Consider the following 18402-nt stretch of genomic DNA (forward strand, 5'->3'; position numbering starts at 1 on the left):
CATAATCATCCTTTCTCCTCTCCCCTTCGACACATTACGCAAAAGAAAAAGCCCACATTCCGACAAACGTTCAGAATGCAGGCTCTCTGTTATTTCCCGAAAATTTTACCCGGATTCAAAATGCCGTTCGGGTCCAGCACATGCTTCATAGCTTGCATGACGTCCAGTGCATCCCCGTGTTCCTTGCGCTGGTATTTGATTTTCCCCACACCCACACCGTGCTCTCCAGTGCAGGTTCCTCCTCGACTTAATGCGTATTCCACCAGATGGGCATTTACTACCTCGGCGCGCGCACCTCTTCAGGGTCATTCAGGTCGATCATCAGGATAGCGTGATAGTTCCCATCCCCGACATGCCCTGCAATCGCTCCATCCAGCCCAGCGCGATCAATCGCTTGCCGCGCGTCCACAACAGCTCCTGCCAGCTCAGAAATCGGCAAGCAAACATCTGTTACCATCAGCTTTTTCCCGGGGGATTTGTGCAGGAAGGCATACGCCAGGTTATGACGAGCGTCCCAGAGCTGCGTCCGCGCCTTCGAATCGGTTTCAAAAAGAAACTGCGTGCAGCCATGTCCATCGGCGATGTTCTGCGCAAAGTCGATATCATACGCGAGCCCTTGTTCACTGCCGTGGAACTCGATAAACAGCGTCGGTGCTTCCAGATAACTCGTTTCTTTGTACAGATTCACTTGTTGGATAGAACGTTCATCAACCAACTCGATTCTCGCTACTTGAATACCGGCTCCGAGAATATCTACGACGGTATCGACGGCAGTCTGAACAGAAGGGAAGCTGGCGCGTGCCGCCGTTGTCGCCTCAGGGATACCGTAGACACGCAAGGTCAGCTCTGTGAATACACCGAGCGTTCCCTCCGACCCGACAAACAGCCCCGTAAGATGGTAGCCTGAGGAGGATTTGGCTGTCATGCTCCCTGTACGGATGATACGTCCGTCCGCCGTCACCACTTCCAGATCGCGCACCTGATCACGCATTACGCCATAGCGGACAGAGGTTGTTCCACTGGCATTTGTAGCCGCCATCCCCCCCAAAGTCGCGTCCGCTCCAGGATCGACGGAGAAAAACAATCCGTGCTTTTTCAATTCTTTATTAAGCTGGGTACGCGTCACACCGGGCTGGACTCTCACGAGGAAATCCTTCGGTCGTACCTCCAGCACTTGGTTCATCAAGGAAAAATCCATACTAATACCGCCCGCATAAGGAATCGCGTGGCCTTCCAGACTGGTCCCCATGCCAAACGGCGTTACCGCAATGCGCTTTTCGTTGGCCAGCTTCATGATTTGACTGACTTCCTCTGCCGTCTGCGGGAACACGACCACTTCCGGAAGAGACGGGGTATGATACGATTCATCATGGCTGTGGTGCTCCAGTACAGTGGGATTGGTCGATACTCGTTCTTCCCCCAACAGTCCCACTAACGCTTGCTTGTAATCCACTTTGGTTCCCCCTCCGTTACTTGCTCAAGTTGACAAGGAATAAGCTAATTTCAGGAATGTAAGTAATGAGCATCAAGTCGACGATCATGATGACCAAAAACGGGATCACCGCTCGCTCAATTTCCGTATTCTGGAGCTTCGCAATATTTCCTGCTACCAACAAATTGATTCCAACCGGAGGAGTCAACATACCGATCGCGGAGTTGACGACCATGATCACCCCGAATAGCACCGGATCAATGCCCAAAGAATTCGTGATCGGCAGCAGGATCGGTGTCAGGAGAATGATCGTAACCGCCGTTTCCATAAACGTCCCCAAAATGAGCAACAAGATGTTAATAATGAGCAACGTGATGATCGTGCTGTCGGTAATCCCCAGCATGAATTGCGCAATTTCCTGCGGGATGTTTTCCCTCGTCATCAGATAGCCAAATGCATTGGCGGTCGCGATGATCAGCATAATGACCGCTGTCATGCTGGCAGAGCCTGCGAATATTTCCCCCAAGTCCTTCCACTTGATTTCCCGGTAGACGAAAAGCCCGATAACCAGACCGTAAATCACGGCTACCACTGCTGCTTCTGTTGGAGTAAAGACAGCTCCGTATATACCACCAAGAATAATGATCGGCATGAGTATCGCCAAAATGGCATCCTTGAATGCCTCCCATATCTCTTTGGGCGTATGCTTCTCTCCGCCACCCCAGCCGTTTTTCTTACTGATCCAATATGAGTACAGGATCAACGAAATCGCTACGAGAATGCCCGGCCCGATCCCCGCGATAAACAAGTCGCTAATCGAAGCACTCGCTGCTACCCCGTACAAAACCATTGGTACGCTCGGAGGAATCATGACACCGATCGTTCCGCCTGTTGCATGCAAGGCCGCAGAAAACCGGACATGATATCCTTTTTTGACCATGTGCGGGATCAAAATTCCCCCTACGGCTGCTGTTGTCGCGGCAGAAGAACCCGATATCGCTGCAAAAAAGGTACAACCCATAACCGCCACGATTGCCAATCCTCCAGGCAGGTTCCCGACAATCGTATTCGCAAAACGAATTAGCCTAGCTGAGATCCCGCCTGTCTCCATCAGCTTTCCTGCCAGAAGGAAGAACGGGATCGCCATCAGCGGGAAGGAATCTGTCCCGTTGAACATTTTTTGAATGACAACCAGAAGAGGGATGTTTCCCTCCAGCATAAACACGACAACGACAGATAACCCCAGTGCCACCCCAATCGGTACGTTCAGGATCAGGAGCACCAACAGTGTTAAAAACAAAATCGTACCCACAATCTGGTCACTCCTTCCCGGTAATGTCTTTCCATGTCACATGGATGACGTTCATGATGAGCAAGGCACCGCTGATCGGAATCACCATGTATACATAGCCCATGGGAACGAGCAAAGTGGGTGAGGTTTGTGTCATGCTTCTCGAAGATAACAAGTAGCCTTGCTGAACCATGACGAGAAAGAAGACCAGACTACACAAAGCAGCCATAACCAGTACCACCTTGTTCATGCGAGGCGACAAGTACTTTTGAATGTATTCCGTACCGATGTGTGCTTTGATCGACATCGCGTACGCTGAACCCAGAAACGTGATCCAGATCAACAAATACCGAGCCAATTCCTCCGTCCAGGCCAAGGGCTGGTCGAGCAAAAAACGGAAAAGCACCTGCAGGAAGACAGCGATCACCATAATAGCCAGAAGGGCAATGACGAAAAAACGGAGGATGCTGTTTATTTTGGATACAAGGTTGCCCACACACAATCTCCTTTCGCAGGAAAAAGGGGAGAAAAGCCAGAGTGGCTCGTCTCCCTTCTGCCGTTTATTTTGTATTTACAATTTGATCCACCAGCTCTTTGCCAAACTGCCCGGAAAATTTGTCATAGACGGGCTTCATCGCATCGCGGAAAGCTTGCTTATCAACGTCCTCGGTAATGACTACACCTTTTGCTTTTATATTGGAAATGGCCTCTTCTTCCATCTTGATCATCAACTCGCGCTCGTACTGACCCGCTTTTTTGGCTTCCTCAGCAAGAAGTTGCTGGACATCTGGCGGGAGCTTATCCCATACAGGCTTGCTGAACAAGATCATCGCTGCTGAGTAGACATGCCCGGTCAAGGCCATTTGTGTTTGCTTGGATTCATACAGCTTGTAGGTCTGTGCGACAATCGCCGGATTTTCCTGGGCATCGACAACTCCTTGTTGTAGCGCCGTCAGTGCCTCTGTCCAAGCCATTGGCGTCGGCTTCGCTCCCAATGCTTCGAATGCAGCCAGATGGATCGGGTTTTCCTGCGTGCGTATCTTCAACCCTGCCACATCCTCCGGCTTCTTGATCACTTTCGAGCCGTTCGTAATATGGCGGAAGCCGTTTTCGGCCCAAGCCAGCCCAACCAGATTGGCGTTTTCCAAATCCTTGAGGATATCCTGCCCGACTTGTCCGTCGAGTACCTTGTACGCCTGCTCACGGCTATCAAACAAGAACGGGAGATCCAGTACGCCCAGCTTCGGATGGAAGTTCATCACGGGCGCAGTCGAGGTAATCGACATATCCGCCGTTCCAAAGGTCAGCGCCTCTGTTAATTCACGCTCCGCTCCTAGCTGGCTCAGCGGATACACCTCGATTTTCACTTTTCCGTTCGAGCGCTTGTCGACATCCTCGGCCATTTTTTTCAATGCCAAATGGTATGGATGATCCTCCGTCAGTGAATGCCCTGCTTTGAATACATAGCTTTGGCCATCACTTTTCGGTGCTTCTGTCCCCCCGGCTTGTCCCGCAGGCGGGGCAGTCTGTTGACCGCCTCCTCCTCCGCACGCTGCCAGAAATAAAGACACAGACATGATGCTCGCTAGCACGAAGCTCCCCTTCTTCCGAAACATGCAACAGTACCCCCTGTGTTGATTTTTCTGTTTTTTAAATAATATGAAAATTTAGTTCATTTTACTAGATCCCTCTTCCACCGTCTACATTCATGACCTCGCCCGTGACAATTTTGGATAGATCAGAAGCCAAATAGAGGGTCGCCTGCGCAATATCCTCCGGCTGAATCAACATGCCCAATGGAACACTGCTAATGAAAATATCTTTTTTCCCGGCCTCTACCTCCGCTTCATCTCCATTGATAAACTTGCCCAGCATCGGTGTCTCTGCTGGACCTGGATTGATGACATTGACCCGGATTTGAAAAGGAGCCAGCTCAATCGCCAGTGCCTTGCTCAACATGATAGCGGCCCCCTTGGACGCGCAGTACGCATTCAGCCCCGGACGGCTCTGATCCCGGCAATCGAAGCGATATTGATGATGCTGCCTTTCCCCTTCTCCTTCATGTGGGGAACCGCATGCCTTGTCGTCAAAAAGATCGACTTCGTGTTCACAGACATGATGCGATCCCACTGCTCCAAGGTCAGCGCCTCAATGGGGGTAAACGCTTGGGGAACACCCGCGCAGTTGACCAGGACATCGATCGAGCCGTACGCTTCGAACGTTTCCTTCACAAGTGCAGCAACGCTCGTATCGTCTGCCACATCCGTTTGCACCGCATGACCTTTCCCTTGTGGCAGTTCTTGCGCGACCGCTACTGCCGCCTCTTTGTTCAAATCAGCCAGAATGACGTTGGCTCCCTCGTCCGCAAACAACTTCGCAATGGCCTTGCCCATTCCTGATGCGGCCCCTGTTACAATCGCCGTTTTTCCTTGCAGAAGTTGCCCGCTCATAGGTTGATCACCACCATTCGCTCTTCCGTCATCTCTTCGACTGCATAACGCGGACCTTCCTTGCCCAGTCCGCTGTTTTTGACTCCGCCATATGGCATGACGTCATTGCGATAGGTCGATACGTCGTTGATTACCACGCCACCGTACTCCAGCACGCGTGCCGCTTTCATCGCGATGTTCAAATCACGGGTAAAGATCCCCGCCTGCAAGCCGTATTCCGAATCGTTGGCTTGGGCAAACGCGTCATCGAGATCACTGTACGGAATGATCGTAACGACGGGCGCGAATACTTCCCGGCAAACCACCTTCATCTCTGGCCTTGTATCCACCAACACAGCCGGATAGAAGAGAGCTCCCTCCCGTTTGACAGGCAAGAGCGATCTGGCCCCCTGGCTAATCGCTTCCTGTACCCATTCCTCAGTACGACTCGCTTCTTGTTCACTGATCATCGGTCCGACATCCGTGTCCGCATCTTCCGGATTTCCTACCTTCAACTGATGGACATGCGAAACATACAAGTCACTGAACGCCTGCATAACCGATTCATGCACGTAAATGCGCTGGACAGCAATGCACGCCTGACCAGCATTGTGAAAGCTGCGTGCGGCTGTTTGACGGGCTGCCAGCTCCAAATCTGCATCGAGGTGCACGATATTGGGAGAGTTGTTGCCCAGTTCCAGCGCAACGGGACGCATGCCGCTTCGCTCCTTGATGCGGCGACCGACTTCGCCCGACCCGGTAAAAGTGTACATGGCAATGCGCTCTTCATCCAGCAGCCATTCCCCTACCTGGCTACCTGCCCCTGTCACGATATTTACATAGCCTTTTGGCAAACCCGCTTCCTCCAGAATCTCCACCAACAAAAAGGTTGCGATAGGCGTGACTGTAGCTGGCTTAACCACCAGCGTATTTCCTGCGGCTAGCGCTGGTGCAATCTTGTGCGTGCTGAGTAGTAAGGGATAGTTAAACGGCGTAATGGCACCAATCACTCCCTTTGGCACTCGAATCGTAAAGCCCAGACGGTTTTCCGAGCCTTCTGTTGCTTGCAGCGGAATCATTTCCCCGTGAATTTTCTTGGCTTCCTCTGCTGACAAGCGCAGTGTATTGATCGTCCGATCCAGCTCATTCATCGCGTCCTTGCGCGTTTTGCCCACTTCGCGAATCAGTGATCGCTCCATCTCGTCCCGACGTTCCTCCATTAGCTCAGAGGCTTTCAGCAAGATTTTATATCGTTGAAAAGGGGTCAATTTGTCCGTCTTAAAAGTCTCCCACGCGGCTTCCACCGCTGCTGTTACATGCTGCTGCTCTGCCTTGGCAATATGCGCGATACACTCGCCCGTGTATTTGTGAAGGACGGGAATGTAGCTCTCTGTTTTCACGCATTCTCCGCCGATGTACAAATCATACGATCTCGCTTCCATGTCCTCTTCCTCCCTTATATTTATCTCGTTGTTTGATAGATGTGGCGAACGATTTCGTCTCCCAATTCTTTTGTTGTCGCCGTCCCCCCAAGATCAGGAGTGAGCACCTTGCCATCTAGCAACACGGTTTCGATCGCGTTCATGATGACAGCACTGAGCTCTGGAAGATCGAGATGATCCATCATCATGGCGAGGCTCCATACTTGTGCGATTGGATTGGCGATTCCTTTGCCCGCGATATCTGGCGCAGAGCCGTGAATGGGCTCAAACATGGATGGATACTTGCGCTCCGGATTGATGTTCGCGGAAGGGGCCAAACCCAAACCACCAACGATCGCCGCCCCGAGATCGGTCAAAATATCTCCAAACAAGTTGCTCGCGACAACGACGTCAAACGTTTCTGGTCGCGTGATGAAATACGCAGCAAGCGCGTCGATATGATAAAGATTGGTGCAGATACCTGGGTATTCCTGACTGACTTCCTTGACGATCTCATCCCAGAACGGCATGGAGTGGTTAATGCCGTTGGACTTCGTAGCCGCGGTCACGCTCTTTTTCGAACGTTTTTCCGCCAGTGCGTAAGCATATTTGAGGATGCGCTCTGTGCCGTACCGGGTAAAGACATTGTTTTGCACCGCCATTTCGTACGGTGTACCCTGGTGCATGCGCCCACCCATATTGGAGTACTCACCCTCTGTATTCTCCCGCACCACGACGAAATCGAGATCGGCATGCCCCTTATAGCGAAGCGGGCTTTCCAGACCTTTGAGCAGCTTGACCGGGCGAAGGTTCACATACTGCTGGAATGCTCGCCGAATCGGCAAGATCAACTCCCACACAGAGACATGGTCTGGAACCTCAGGCGCACCAATTGCACCAAGCAGAATCAAATCATAGTCTTTTAACATATGGAGTCCATTCTCCGGCATCATTTTGCCGTGTTGGAGATAGTAGCTACAGTTCCAATCCATGACATCACGAGCAAACCGAATGCCACCGTGACTCTCTTCTATGGCTCCTAACACCTTCAGGCCTTCTTCCATGACCTCAGGACCGATTCCGTCTCCTGGAATTACTGCAATGGAATAGTGAAGCAACAGTCTCCCTCCTAAAAATCTCAATTTTTCGACTTTACACAACACTATTCACTTGCATGATTAATGCCAAGCTCCGTATCATGCCTCTGACCGGATAAAAGTCTTCCATCCGTTCCTCTCCATGTATCACTCGTCTAGTGATATTGCATACAGCGCAACAAAATGTTGCAACACGCATTGCAACATTTGTTCACGCCAAGCTATACTGTTTCATCCATTATGACTCTTCCTGATGGATCGGTGCTCCAATCTGGTATTCTTCTATTTTGCGGTACAAGGTATTTCGACCGATTTGCAGCATTTTGGCCGCCTTGCTGACATTACCGCCACTTTTTTCGAGTGCCTTTTTGATCGCTTTTCTCTCTGTTTCACGCAACGAAGGAATGGCATGATCCGAAGGCTCAGGCGTATCGGCTTCCATCACTCCCTCCAGCTGGATGTGATCGCAATCTATCGTGTCCCCCTCAGCCAAAAACACCGCTTGAATCAGCACGCCTTGCAGTTCCCGGATATTGCCCGGCCACGAATAAGCACACAGCTTATCCTTTGCATCGGTGGTCAGTATGTACGATTGTTCTATGTCGATCTGCTGCAATAGATGCTCCGCCACTTGGATGATATCACTGCGCTTTTTCAACGACGGCAAATGTATGGAAACCCCTTTAAGCCGGTAGTACAGGTCAGCCCGAAAACGTCCAGCCTTTATCTCCTCAGACAGGTTTCGATGCGTAGCGGCAATGATCCGTGCATAAATGGGGCGGGATTGATTACTCCCCACCGGGGTGACGACCTTTTCCTGCAAAACGCGCAGAAGTGCCGCTTGCGCACGCAAAGACATATCCCCGATCTCATCCAAAAAGATCGTGCCTTTTTTCGCCGCCTCAAACTTTCCGATTCTTCCTTCCCGATGTGCCCCTGTGAATGACCCGCTTTCATATCCAAACAATTCACTCTCAATCAAATTTTCTGGAATCGAACTGCAGTTCACTGCGATAAAAGGCTCTTGCGCGCGCGGGCCTGTCTCATGGACCATTTGAGCGAACAGCTCTTTTCCCGTACCGCTTTCCCCCAAAATGATCACAGGAAAATCTACCTGCGCTGCCTTTTGTCCGAGTATCTTTGCCTGCAAAAAGAGCGGACATGAACCTGCTAGACGCGGAAATGGCTTCAGCTGCGCTTTGGGTGCCGCAGACCAAAAACGCGGGCGATGATCTTTCACATTACGGCTGGCACGCTCTTGCTCCGCACTTACTCTTGTTCCCAAAACTTCCTTTCCGAGTTGCTGCTGCGCGGCCTCATTTAGGCCCACGATACGCTCGTCCCGATCCAAGCCGACGAGTGCCAGCTTTTCTCGACCATCGCCTCGGCTTGATGAGACTGGTAAGGCAATCACGCGCTCCGCATCTGATAACAAAAAGCGGTTTTGAAGAGCCTCTGCGATCATGCAAGCAATTGTTAGGGCAAACGGATGGGAATATTCTTTACGCGTACTAATATCAATGATGCCCAACAGCTCACCCGCAGGTGAAAAAATAGGTGCCGCTGAGCATGTAAGAAAGCGATTTTCCAAGAAGTAGTGTTGCTCTCCCTGTACCTGAATCGGCTGTTGTGCGATCAGTGCTGTCCCAATCGCATTGGTTCCTTTGTAGTCTTCTGTCCAGTTCGCCCCGATTTGCAGTTGTACTTTTTGTGCCTGGTTAGCGAAAACCGGGTCCCCGATCGTTTGAATAATATTTCCTTCCCGGTCAGACAAAAGTGCGATATGTTCCGTCGATAACAAGAAGGGCGCAAGCTTGTTAAAAAGCGGGAGACTTTCACGAATCAGAGGGTGATTATCCTGAATGATTTCTTTGATTCGTCGGGCAGAAATGATTTGATCATTGGCCTTCTCCGTAACCTTGAGGTTCGCTTCCTGACAGCGCTTCCAAGATTGCTGAACAATCGTCGACAACACGATTCCCTCCCCCAAAAATCATTCCCTCTCAGTATAACATGAGAGTCTTTGCTATAGAAAAAACCAGCCGTACCACGAGCACATTTGTCCCAATACGGAACACATCATGATCCATTATGGAACAATTTCTACCCGCATCCACTTACGAAAACGCTGTCATTTCGAGCTTTTCACGTTGGTACGAGACTTGCTTTTAGAGAGGGCTGTAAAGAAATATGTGATAAATGAGGAGGCGCTCGCAATGATCTATGCTCAGCCCGGCCAAACCGGTTCCAAGGTGACGTTCAAAAATCGCTATGAAAACTACATCGGGGGAAATTGGGTTCCGCCAGTGAAAGGTGAGTATTTCGAAAACGTATCACCTGTAAATGGCAAGGTCTTTTGCGAGGTAGCCCGTTCGACAGCCGATGATATTGAGCTGGCACTGGACGCTGCCCATGAGGCAAAAGACACGTGGGGTCGTACCTCTGTTGCACAGCGCGCGAATATTTTGTTAAAAATCGCAGATCGAATGGAAGCCAATCTGGAGATGCTGGCAAACGCAGAGACGTGGGAAAACGGCAAGCCCGTTCGTGAAACGCTCGCGGCCGACATCCCGCTGGCGATTGACCATTTCCGTTACTTCGCCGGAGCGATCCGCGCGCAAGAAAGCACACTCGCTGAAATCGATAACGATACGGTCGCTTATCATTTCCATGAGCCACTCGGTGTCGTTGGTCAAATCATTCCGTGGAACTTCCCGCTCCTCATGGCTACATGGAAGCTGGCTCCAGCCTTAGCTGCGGGCAACTGCGTCGTCCTCAAGCCAGCGGAGCAAACACCTGCATCCATCATGGTGCTGATGGAGCTGATCGGCGACCTGCTCCCTCCTGGCGTCATCAACGTAGTCAACGGCTTCGGTCTGGAAGCGGGTAAACCACTTGCATCCAGCAACCGCATCGCGAAAATCGCCTTTACGGGTGAAACGACGACAGGGCGCTTGATCATGCAGTACGCTTCCCAAAATATCATTCCGGTGACGCTGGAGCTGGGCGGAAAATCGCCAAACATCTTCTTCTCGGATGTGGCTGCAAAAGACGATGCCTTCTTTAACAAAGCAATTGAAGGCTTCGTACTGTTTGCGCTCAACCAAGGCGAGGTTTGCACGTGCCCATCCCGTGCGCTCATTCACGAAAGCATTTACGACCAATTCATGGAGCGTGCCCTGCAACGCGTAGCCAATATCAAGCAAGGAAATCCGCTCGATACGGATACGATGATCGGCGCACAAGCTTCCTTGGAGCAGGTAGAAAAAATCCTCTCCTATCTGGATATCGGCAAACAAGAAGGAGCCGAATGCCTGATTGGCGGCGCTCGTGCACAGCTTGCAGGTGATCTAGAGGGCGGCTACTACATCCAGCCAACTGTCTTTAAAGGCCACAACAAAATGCGCATCTTCCAGGAAGAAATCTTCGGTCCGGTCGTCTCCGTAACGACCTTCAAGGATACCGAAGAAGCCCTCGCTATGGCCAATGATACTTTGTATGGCTTGGGTGCTGGTGTATGGTCACGCGACACGAACACAGCCTACCGCATGGGCCGCGAAATTCAGGCTGGCCGCGTTTGGACCAACTGCTACCATGCTTACCCGGCTCACGCAGCGTTTGGCGGCTACAAAATGTCCGGTATCGGTCGCGAGACACACAAAATGATGCTGTCCCACTACCAACAAACGAAAAACCTGCTGGTCAGCTACAGCGATCAAGCTCTGGGCTTCTTTTGATCAATGAGCCAGCCACAAAAAGTGCTCGCGACAGATGCTACACTGGCATTAATTGAACGGCTTCGCGCCAAACACGGTGACCTGATGTTTCACCAGTCAGGGGGCTGCTGCGATGGCAGCTCCCCCATGTGTTACCCACTCGGAGAATTTCTCGTAGGTGAGCAGGACGTCTTGTTGGGCGAGATCGGTGGTTGCCCATTCTACATGGGCAAAGCGCAGTATGAGTATTGGAAGCATACGCAGCTCATCATTGACGTCGTGAATGGGCGTGGCGGAATGTTTTCCCTGGAAGGACCTGAGGGGGTACGCTTCCTCACACGTTCACGGGTATTTTCAGACACGGAACGGGAATAAAAAGAAGACCGCTCCTGCCTTTTTCCTGGCTGGAACGGTCTTTTTTTGCTTGGATGGCTATCTCGATTTTTTGCGAGAGGTACGTTTTGCAGGAGCAGCGCTTGCTCGATTGCCTTGTTTTGCATTCGGGCGAGCTGAGCCGCGTTGCGCAGTTACCGGCTTCTTGCCAGAGCTGCTCGACTTGCGATCAAAACCACTTGCTGCACGGTTTCCTTCCTTCGGCTTACGTCCAGTACCGCCTGTTGCTCGGCTACCGTCCTTCGGCTTACGATCAAAACCGCCTGCTGCTCGGTTTCCTTCCTTCGGTTTACGCTCAAAGCCACCTGTTGTTGCTCGGTTACCGTCCTTTGGTTTGTACTCAAAGCCACCTGTTGTTGCTCGGTTACCGTCCTTCGGCTTGCGCTCGAACCCGCCTGCTGCACGGTCTCTGCCCTTCGCCTTGCTCTCAGAGCGAACTTCTACGCGTTCACGTTTCCCTGAATTTCGCTCAGAACTGCCACCCTTTGATTGACGTCGTCCATCTCCATCACGACGCTCCCTAGAGCCTTGCTGCCTTCCCTCAGCGGACTTGCCTTTGCCTCTTGCCTCTCTGCCTTGTTTGTCGCCGCGCCGATTTGCTTTCTCGGCTCGCTCCCTCTCAGGCTTTTGCTTTTTCTGATCATCCGATTCCCCGCGATCCATTTCACGCCGCTCCAGAGACAGATTGATCCCTTCTTCAATCTCCCTGAGTTGCCCCCAATCCTTCCCAGCCACCAACGTGAAAGCCGTTCCTTTTTCCTTGGCTCGCCCCGTCCTGCCGATCCGGTGTATATAACTGTCTACATCTTCTGGAATGTCGTAATTGAAAACATGTGTGACTCCCTCTACATCAAGCCCGCGCGCTGCCACATCAGTTGCGACCAAGTACTGAATCCTCGACTCGCGGAATCTCCTCATGACGTCCTCGCGCTTCGCCTGTGACAAATCTCCGTGCAACTCGTCAGACATATAGCCCAAACCTTGCAGAGCAGCATTCAACGTACTAGCTCTACGCTTCGTTCTGCAAAAGATCACCGCGAGAAACGGCCGTACTTCATCCAAGAGACTGCGCAACGTCGCTTGCTTCGCTCGATCTGTCGTCTCCACCGCAATTTGGCGAATATCCTCTAATGTGATACGTTTGCCTTGAACTTTGATATTTTCCGGCTTTTGCATAAAGCGCTTCGCAAGTGTTTGCACCTGCTCTGACATGGTTGCCGAAAACAGCAAGGTCTGTTTTTCAAAAGGCGTATTTGCCATAATATCTTCTACCTCAGGCAAAAAACCCATATGAAGCATTTGATCCGCCTCATCCAGGACAAACATTGAAACTTGCGATAAATCGATCGTCCCTCTTCGCAGATGGTCCAGCAAACGTCCCGGTGTCGCGATGACTACCTGTATTTTTCTTGCCAGCTTTCTCAGTTGCTGATTGACATCTTGTCCACCATAAACTGCGAGTACATGGATGTCTTCCAGCTTTTCTGTCAGCTTCTTTACCTCTGCCGTAATTTGCAAGGCAAGCTCCCGAGTAGGGGTAAGAATCAACGCCTGAACATGCGTCGCTTGTGGATCTACTTTTTCCAAGATCGGCAGGACAAATGCGAGTGTCTTCCCGGTTCCCGTCTGTGCCTGCGCGATTACGTCTTTTCCTTCCAGCACAACAGGAATTGCTTTTTCCTGAATCGGTGTAGGCTCGGTAATCTTATTTGCTTGCAGAGCATCTATCAGTTCCTTATGTATTCCCAATCTCCAAAAATCAGCCAGTTTCGCCATCTCCATTCATAAATCGTTCCGTTATTACTTCGTACATACTGCCATGCCGATAAAGTACCGTATGCCATCGCGAGGTGTTTTTTCAAACGTAACGCCTCTCTGATAGTACATATCCACGTCAGAATAGCGTACAAACAGCTCCGCAAACTCTTCCTGCGTCAACTGATGAACATGGAAGGGCTCACTCGTCTGCATGCCTCGCCCTCTGCCAAAGGGACTGGACAGCACGAGCGTACCACCTGGTTTCAGCATCCGATACAAGTTATCCATAAACTGCAAATCGTCTGCGACATGTTCAATCGTCTCAAAGCTCAAAATTGTATCAAACAACCCCAATTGCTCGGGAAGCGTTGGATCAAGCGCGTCGCCCTGCTGATACGTAATCTTTTGATGGTTGTATTCCCGATTGGCGTAAAATATCGTCGCCTCATCATTGTCGACTCCGATCAGTTCTGTCAGCTCTCGTTTTCGATCCTTTGCGATCATATGACATCCATAGCCGGTACCGCAAGCGATATCCAGCACTCGACCTTTTACATAAGGCGCGGCAAAATAATATCTGGCTATGTGCTCCAACAGCATGCCATTCGTAGGTTTTAAAAGCTTGGGGATAATTCTCTCCCCGGTCCATTCCAGCAAAGCCATCACCAATTTTCTTGTATTCTTCCTCACATCTTACCTTATTTATCTGTTTGATCCTATTAGTTAGCATTTCCTGAACGTGGTTTATTAAGAAATTTGTAAGACATTTCATTACTGTTTTGTTAGAGCTGGGCGTTAAGATAGTACCATAATGCATTCATAAGGTGGGACGAATCATGACCAAATATCAAGTCCTCGTAGTCGACGACGAGGCTGAAATCCGCGACGCAATCGAAATCTATCTCAAAAATGAATCCATGACCGTATTCAAGGCTAGCAATGGACTGGAAGCGTTGGAAGTACTGGAGAATGAAGAGATCCAACTCATCCTGATGGACATCATGATGCCAAAAATGGACGGAATGACTACCACCTTTCAAATTCGCCAGAAAAAAAACATCCCGATCATCATGCTCTCAGCCAAATCAGAGGATACCGATAAAATCCTCGGGCTCAACATCGGTGCAGATGACTATATGACGAAGCCTTTTAATCCCTTGGAGCTCATCGCTAGGGTCAAATCTCAGTTAAGACGTTTTACCAATCTGGGAAGCGCTCAAATGACAGAAGATGAGATTCAGGTGCGCGGCTTGACCTTGAACAAAAGCACAAAAAACGTAGCGATTGACGGTAACGAGGTCAGGCTGACTGCTACCGAGTACAAAATCTTGGAGCTGTTAATGGAAAATAAGGGTCGGGTGTTTTCGATCGAGGAAATTTATGAACGGGTCTGGAGAGAGCCTTATATGAACGCGGAAAACACGGTGGCCGTCCACGTGAGACGCATTCGGGAAAAAATAGAGATCAACCCGAAGGAACCTAAATACTTGAAGGTGGTATGGGGAATTGGATACAAAATCGAAAAATAAACGCTTTGCGGTGCCCGTGCTCATTGTTATGATCGTGAGTATTTCGCTCGCTCTCCTAACGATGGCCGATCTGTACCATAAGCGTGAGACTCTCGAAGAGGATAATTACTTTCAAAGCTCAGGCTTCAATAGTGAATTAGAGACATTTGCCGATCTGGTGAAAAACGTTCATGTAGATTATGCAGATTACACTCCAGGAAAGCTCGACGAGAAAACAGCGAATCAGCTCAAAAAAGAGCATGAGGAAACCATCCGGTCGATTAAGGAAGATAACCAGCTCTCAGATATGATAGAACAGGCAAAAAGAGAGCGTGACAACGAGAGAGTCGCCCAATTAACCGAAGAACATTCACGTAGCTTACAAGAAGACATCGCGAAAGCAATGTCGCATTATCAGGAGCAAGTGAACAACAGAATCGCCGAAAGAGATGCCGAGTACGAGGAACGAATAAACAGTCTCACTCTTCGAAGTGGCTCCTTCAAATACTATGTCACCGATAAAAAGAACAACAAAGCTTACACCAATCTCCCTCAAGAACCTACAGATTGGGAACTGGCACGATATGCGCGCTATACAATCAACCTCCCTAATACAAACGGGGATTTGGAAAGCATCAATCGCACTTATCAACTGAATCAACTAAGTGGTATCTTTTATGTCCCAAAAGAACCAGACGGATATAGTCAGGTCCACGCAGATGCGCTTTATTACGATTCCATTCGTGATCGGCTGATTACCGAGTTTGTTCTGCTCGGGGGTACTCTGCTCATCCTTGCACTCTGCTACTGGTACTTGCCAGTCAGCAAAGCGCTAGAAGTACCGATTGTAGCGAAAAGCTTGGCACTGTTCCGCTTTATCCCGTTGGATATTCGAATGGCGCTGGCGTTCGTACTTGGTTTTATGTATTTCATCATGATCTCGAACTTGCGCTTTTTCTTCTTGCCAATTGATGGGGACCATTTCTTCACCCTTGCGTTCGTTTCGTTGTTTACTGCTTTCTTGCTTCTACAATTCATGGAGGCATGGCTTATGTATAACCAACCCGAGAGATTTACGCAGCAGTGGCAAAAGAGTATTTTTGCCAGACAGCGTGTTCTTCTTCAAGAAAGCTACGCCAACCGCGGCTTGTTCTTTAAAATATCCACCTTGTTCATCCTGACTGTCATGTTTGGGATGAGTATCGGTTTTGGATTCGTCGGCCTAGTCGAAGGCTCTGGCGCCTTACTGTTTTTTAGCTTCTTGTATGGCATGTTCTACATGGTCATCGTTTTCCCATACACTCTACGCCGTTTGGGACTAATGAATCGCATCATGCACGGAGCCTCCGAAATGGCGGGGGGCAATCTGAACGCAACCATTGGAAAGATTAAAAAGGGGAAGCTTTCCGATCTTGCTCATTCCCTCAACAACATCAAACAAGGACTCAAGCACGCGATGGAAGAGCAAATCAAAAGCGAGCGCATGAAATCCGAACTGATCACGAATGTCTCCCATGACTTGAAAACACCGCTGACGTCGATTATCAACTACGTTACCCTGCTCAAGCAGGAAGATTTGACACCTGAGGAACGCAAGAGCTACGTCGATGTCTTGGATCGCAAAGCAGATCGACTGCGCGTCCTCATCGATGACCTGTTTGACGCAGCCAAAATGTCCAGCGGCGCGGTTGAGCTAAATATCGAGCAAGTGAATGTCGCCTCCCTGCTCAACCAGTCCATTGCAGAATTCAGTGATAAAATCGAGCAATCGACGCTCACCTTCCGCGTAACGACGGAGCAGCCAAAGATTGTCGCCCCTCTGGATGGCAAGAAAACGTGGCGCGTATTTGAAAATCTGATCGGCAACGCCCTGAAGTATTCCATGCCGAATACGCGCGTCCTGATCCATTTGGCAGAGACACAAGATGAGGTCATCCTAACGTTCAAAAACGTTTCCGCCTATGAAATCGACTTTGATGCACAGGAACTGTTTGAACGGTTCAAACGCGCTGATCAATCCCGACATACCGAAGGCTCTGGCCTCGGCTTGGCTATCGCAAAAAGCATCGTAGAATTGCAAGGTGGCAGACTGTCCATCGAAATTGATGGCGATTACTTCAAAGTCATGGTCGTATTCCGCAAACACGCTTAAGGATCAAATAGGAAAGCCAGTGCCCGGTCATTAGGCACTGGCTTTATTACGTAGATTTCATCCTATTAGATGGAAAAATTTCTTTCAAAAAGGGCCTCTATACTTGCAGCCACTTCTTGCTCATCGGCCCCCTCCACCTCAAACATAATTTCATCTCCAGTCTTAGCCCCGAGAGCCATTACACTGAGGATGCTTTTGCCATTGGCCTGCTTGTCGTTGTAAATCATTTTGACCGACGAGCTGTATTGATTGAGCAGGTTCACCAAGACAGAAGCAGGGCGAGCATGGAGACCTCCACTCACAGCTACTTCACGATTAATACGGATCATTTCACGCCTCCCTTCCTGTCCTTGTGCGTATTGCACTTACAAGAAAAACTTCTCGATAACTTCTGCTACCCCATGCCGATCGTTCGTTTCCGTGACATGCCGAGCCAGCTGCTTCAGATCATCAGGAGCATTGCCCATCGCCACACCCATTCCAGCGAATTGGAGCATCTCTGCATCATTGTAATTGTCACCTACAGCAACGATCTCGTTAGGCTGAATCGCGAGCCTCTCACTCACTACCGCAAGGCCACTTGCCTTGGAGATGCCCACAGGCAATATTTCCAAATTATTCGCGCCCGATGCCGTCACGCGAATCCCCGAAAGCTCGGCTTTCTCCAGCTCTTGTCTCGCTACCAACAGACGCTTCTCGTCGCCCGTGACAAATATTTTCGGAGCACACACTTCATGTTTTCGAACGTATCCGGCTATCAACCGCGAAGCCTGGATTTTGAGCGGGTATTGATTTTTCCAGAGCTGGCGCAGTGTCCAGGCATTTAACAGTGGAAACAAGTCCGTCCATTTCCACGTGCGATTCGTGACAGCATAAGACTCATGCAGCAGCATGACATCCAAGCCATGCGATACGAGTATATCTGTAATCCTCGCCGCTATCTCATACGGAATACGCTGTACATACAGTACATGATCCGTCATGGGATCTGCGACATATGCGCCATCATGGGAAACAAGTGGTGCGCTGATCTGGAACTGTTGCGCCAACGATTTGGCCGATGGGTATGCCCTGCCGGTTGCCAGTGTGACGTGGACTCCTTGCTTCACTAACTGGGTAATGGCCTGCTCTGTTACTTTGGATAAGGTATGGTTCGACATCAAAATCGTTCCGTCCACGTCCAAGGCGAGGAGTTTGTATTTCAC

General features: G+C 50.2%; 14 protein-coding genes and 2 pseudogenes. 4 read left to right on the top strand and 12 right to left on the bottom strand.

Translation table 11 applies throughout. The annotated features are described in order from the left end of the window. Positions 1–89: 89 nt before the first annotated feature. From ACQ5DJ_RS10615 to ACQ5DJ_RS10650, 8 genes and pseudogenes are all read right to left on the bottom strand, one after another. Positions 90–1453 (bottom strand): annotated as a pseudogene (locus ACQ5DJ_RS10615) (FAD-binding oxidoreductase). 16 nt (positions 1454–1469) lie between these two features. Further along, positions 1470–2744, bottom strand: a complete 1275-nt coding sequence (locus ACQ5DJ_RS10620) for a TRAP transporter large permease (protein WP_429842441.1) — start codon at positions 2742–2744, stop codon at positions 1470–1472. A 7-nt stretch (positions 2745–2751) separates the two neighbouring features. Then, entirely contained in the window at positions 2752–3219 is a 468-nt protein-coding gene (locus ACQ5DJ_RS10625; RefSeq protein ID WP_392427223.1) for a TRAP transporter small permease, read from the bottom strand. A gap of 64 nt (positions 3220–3283) precedes the next feature. Next, the gene (locus ACQ5DJ_RS10630) at positions 3284–4339 is read right to left on the bottom strand and encodes a TRAP transporter substrate-binding protein (RefSeq protein ID WP_429842442.1); all 1056 of its coding nucleotides are present in this window, start codon (positions 4337–4339) and stop codon (positions 3284–3286) included. 64 nt (positions 4340–4403) lie between these two features. Further along, positions 4404–5173: pseudogene (locus ACQ5DJ_RS10635) on the bottom strand (SDR family oxidoreductase). Further along, on the bottom strand, positions 5170–6594 hold the full coding sequence (locus tag ACQ5DJ_RS10640) for an aldehyde dehydrogenase family protein (protein WP_429842443.1): 1425 nt from the start codon (positions 6592–6594) through the stop codon (positions 5170–5172). The pseudogene ACQ5DJ_RS10635 and the gene ACQ5DJ_RS10640 overlap by 4 nt, the downstream one beginning before the upstream one ends. Before the next feature lie 20 nt (positions 6595–6614). Beyond that, positions 6615–7691, bottom strand: a complete 1077-nt coding sequence (locus tag ACQ5DJ_RS10645) for a tartrate dehydrogenase (RefSeq protein ID WP_429842444.1) — start codon at positions 7689–7691, stop codon at positions 6615–6617. A 217-nt stretch (positions 7692–7908) separates the two neighbouring features. Beyond that, positions 7909–9642 carry a sigma-54-dependent Fis family transcriptional regulator gene (locus tag ACQ5DJ_RS10650; RefSeq protein ID WP_429842445.1) on the bottom strand — a complete coding sequence of 578 codons (1734 nt, stop codon included), beginning with the start codon at positions 9640–9642 and terminating at the stop codon, positions 7909–7911. Between the two features lie 244 nt (positions 9643–9886). On the opposite strand from ACQ5DJ_RS10650, the gene adh reads away from it, so the two are divergent. Both adh and ACQ5DJ_RS10660 read left to right on the top strand, forming a co-directional pair. Next, a complete protein-coding gene (adh, locus tag ACQ5DJ_RS10655; RefSeq protein ID WP_429842446.1) occupies positions 9887–11407 on the top strand; it encodes an aldehyde dehydrogenase in 1521 nt (506 codons plus the stop codon). A gap of 3 nt (positions 11408–11410) precedes the next feature. Next, positions 11411–11761, top strand: a complete 351-nt coding sequence (locus ACQ5DJ_RS10660) for a DUF779 domain-containing protein (RefSeq protein ID WP_429842447.1) — start codon at positions 11411–11413, stop codon at positions 11759–11761. A gap of 57 nt (positions 11762–11818) precedes the next feature. On the opposite strand, the gene ACQ5DJ_RS10665 is transcribed toward ACQ5DJ_RS10660, so the two are convergent. Then, complete coding sequence (locus tag ACQ5DJ_RS10665) at positions 11819–13561, bottom strand: DEAD/DEAH box helicase (protein WP_429842448.1); 1743 nt, start codon at positions 13559–13561, stop codon at positions 11819–11821. 18 nt (positions 13562–13579) lie between these two features. Then, positions 13580–14200 (bottom strand): class I SAM-dependent methyltransferase, encoded by a 621-nt coding sequence (locus ACQ5DJ_RS10670; RefSeq protein WP_429842561.1) that lies wholly within the window; start codon positions 14198–14200, stop codon positions 13580–13582. A 173-nt stretch (positions 14201–14373) separates the two neighbouring features. Here ACQ5DJ_RS10670 and ACQ5DJ_RS10675 point away from each other — a divergent pair, with 173 nt between their 5' ends. Further along, positions 14374–15066, top strand: coding sequence for a response regulator transcription factor (locus ACQ5DJ_RS10675; RefSeq protein WP_429842449.1), 693 nt, complete (start codon positions 14374–14376; stop codon positions 15064–15066). Continuing rightward, positions 15044–17197: a histidine kinase dimerization/phospho-acceptor domain-containing protein gene (locus ACQ5DJ_RS10680; RefSeq protein WP_429842450.1), complete on the top strand. Its 2154-nt coding sequence runs from the start codon at positions 15044–15046 to the stop codon at positions 17195–17197. The genes ACQ5DJ_RS10675 and ACQ5DJ_RS10680 overlap by 23 nt, the downstream gene beginning before the upstream one ends. A 65-nt stretch (positions 17198–17262) precedes the next feature. On the opposite strand, the gene ACQ5DJ_RS10685 is transcribed toward ACQ5DJ_RS10680, so the two are convergent. Both ACQ5DJ_RS10685 and ACQ5DJ_RS10690 read right to left on the bottom strand, forming a co-directional pair. Next, entirely contained in the window at positions 17263–17526 is a 264-nt protein-coding gene (locus ACQ5DJ_RS10685; RefSeq protein WP_429842451.1) for an HPr family phosphocarrier protein, read from the bottom strand. A 36-nt stretch (positions 17527–17562) separates the two neighbouring features. Continuing rightward, complete coding sequence (locus ACQ5DJ_RS10690) at positions 17563–18402, bottom strand: Cof-type HAD-IIB family hydrolase (RefSeq protein ID WP_429842452.1); 840 nt, start codon at positions 18400–18402, stop codon at positions 17563–17565.

This window comes from Brevibacillus sp. FIR094 (genome assembly GCF_050477165.1).
In the GTDB taxonomy this organism is placed as follows: Bacteria; Bacillota; Bacilli; order Brevibacillales; family Brevibacillaceae; genus Brevibacillus.

What these genes read in the sequence shown, in the direction of transcription:
- ACQ5DJ_RS10665 (WP_429842448.1), bottom strand. Translation starts at nt 13,561, where the DNA reads ATGGAGATGGCGAAACTGGCTGATTTTTGGAGATTGGGAATACATAAG.
- adh (WP_429842446.1), top strand. Translation starts at nt 9,887, where the DNA reads ATGATCTATGCTCAGCCCGGCCAAACCGGTTCCAAGGTGACGTTCAAA.
- ACQ5DJ_RS10660 (WP_429842447.1), top strand. Translation starts at nt 11,411, where the DNA reads ATGAGCCAGCCACAAAAAGTGCTCGCGACAGATGCTACACTGGCATTA.
- ACQ5DJ_RS10640 (WP_429842443.1), bottom strand. Translation starts at nt 6,594, where the DNA reads ATGGAAGCGAGATCGTATGATTTGTACATCGGCGGAGAATGCGTGAAA.
- ACQ5DJ_RS10630 (WP_429842442.1), bottom strand. Translation starts at nt 4,339, where the DNA reads ATGTTTCGGAAGAAGGGGAGCTTCGTGCTAGCGAGCATCATGTCTGTG.
- ACQ5DJ_RS10670 (WP_429842561.1), bottom strand. Translation starts at nt 14,200, where the DNA reads ATGGCTTTGCTGGAATGGACCGGGGAGAGAATTATCCCCAAGCTTTTA.
- ACQ5DJ_RS10685 (WP_429842451.1), bottom strand. Translation starts at nt 17,526, where the DNA reads ATGATCCGTATTAATCGTGAAGTAGCTGTGAGTGGAGGTCTCCATGCT.
- ACQ5DJ_RS10675 (WP_429842449.1), top strand. Translation starts at nt 14,374, where the DNA reads ATGACCAAATATCAAGTCCTCGTAGTCGACGACGAGGCTGAAATCCGC.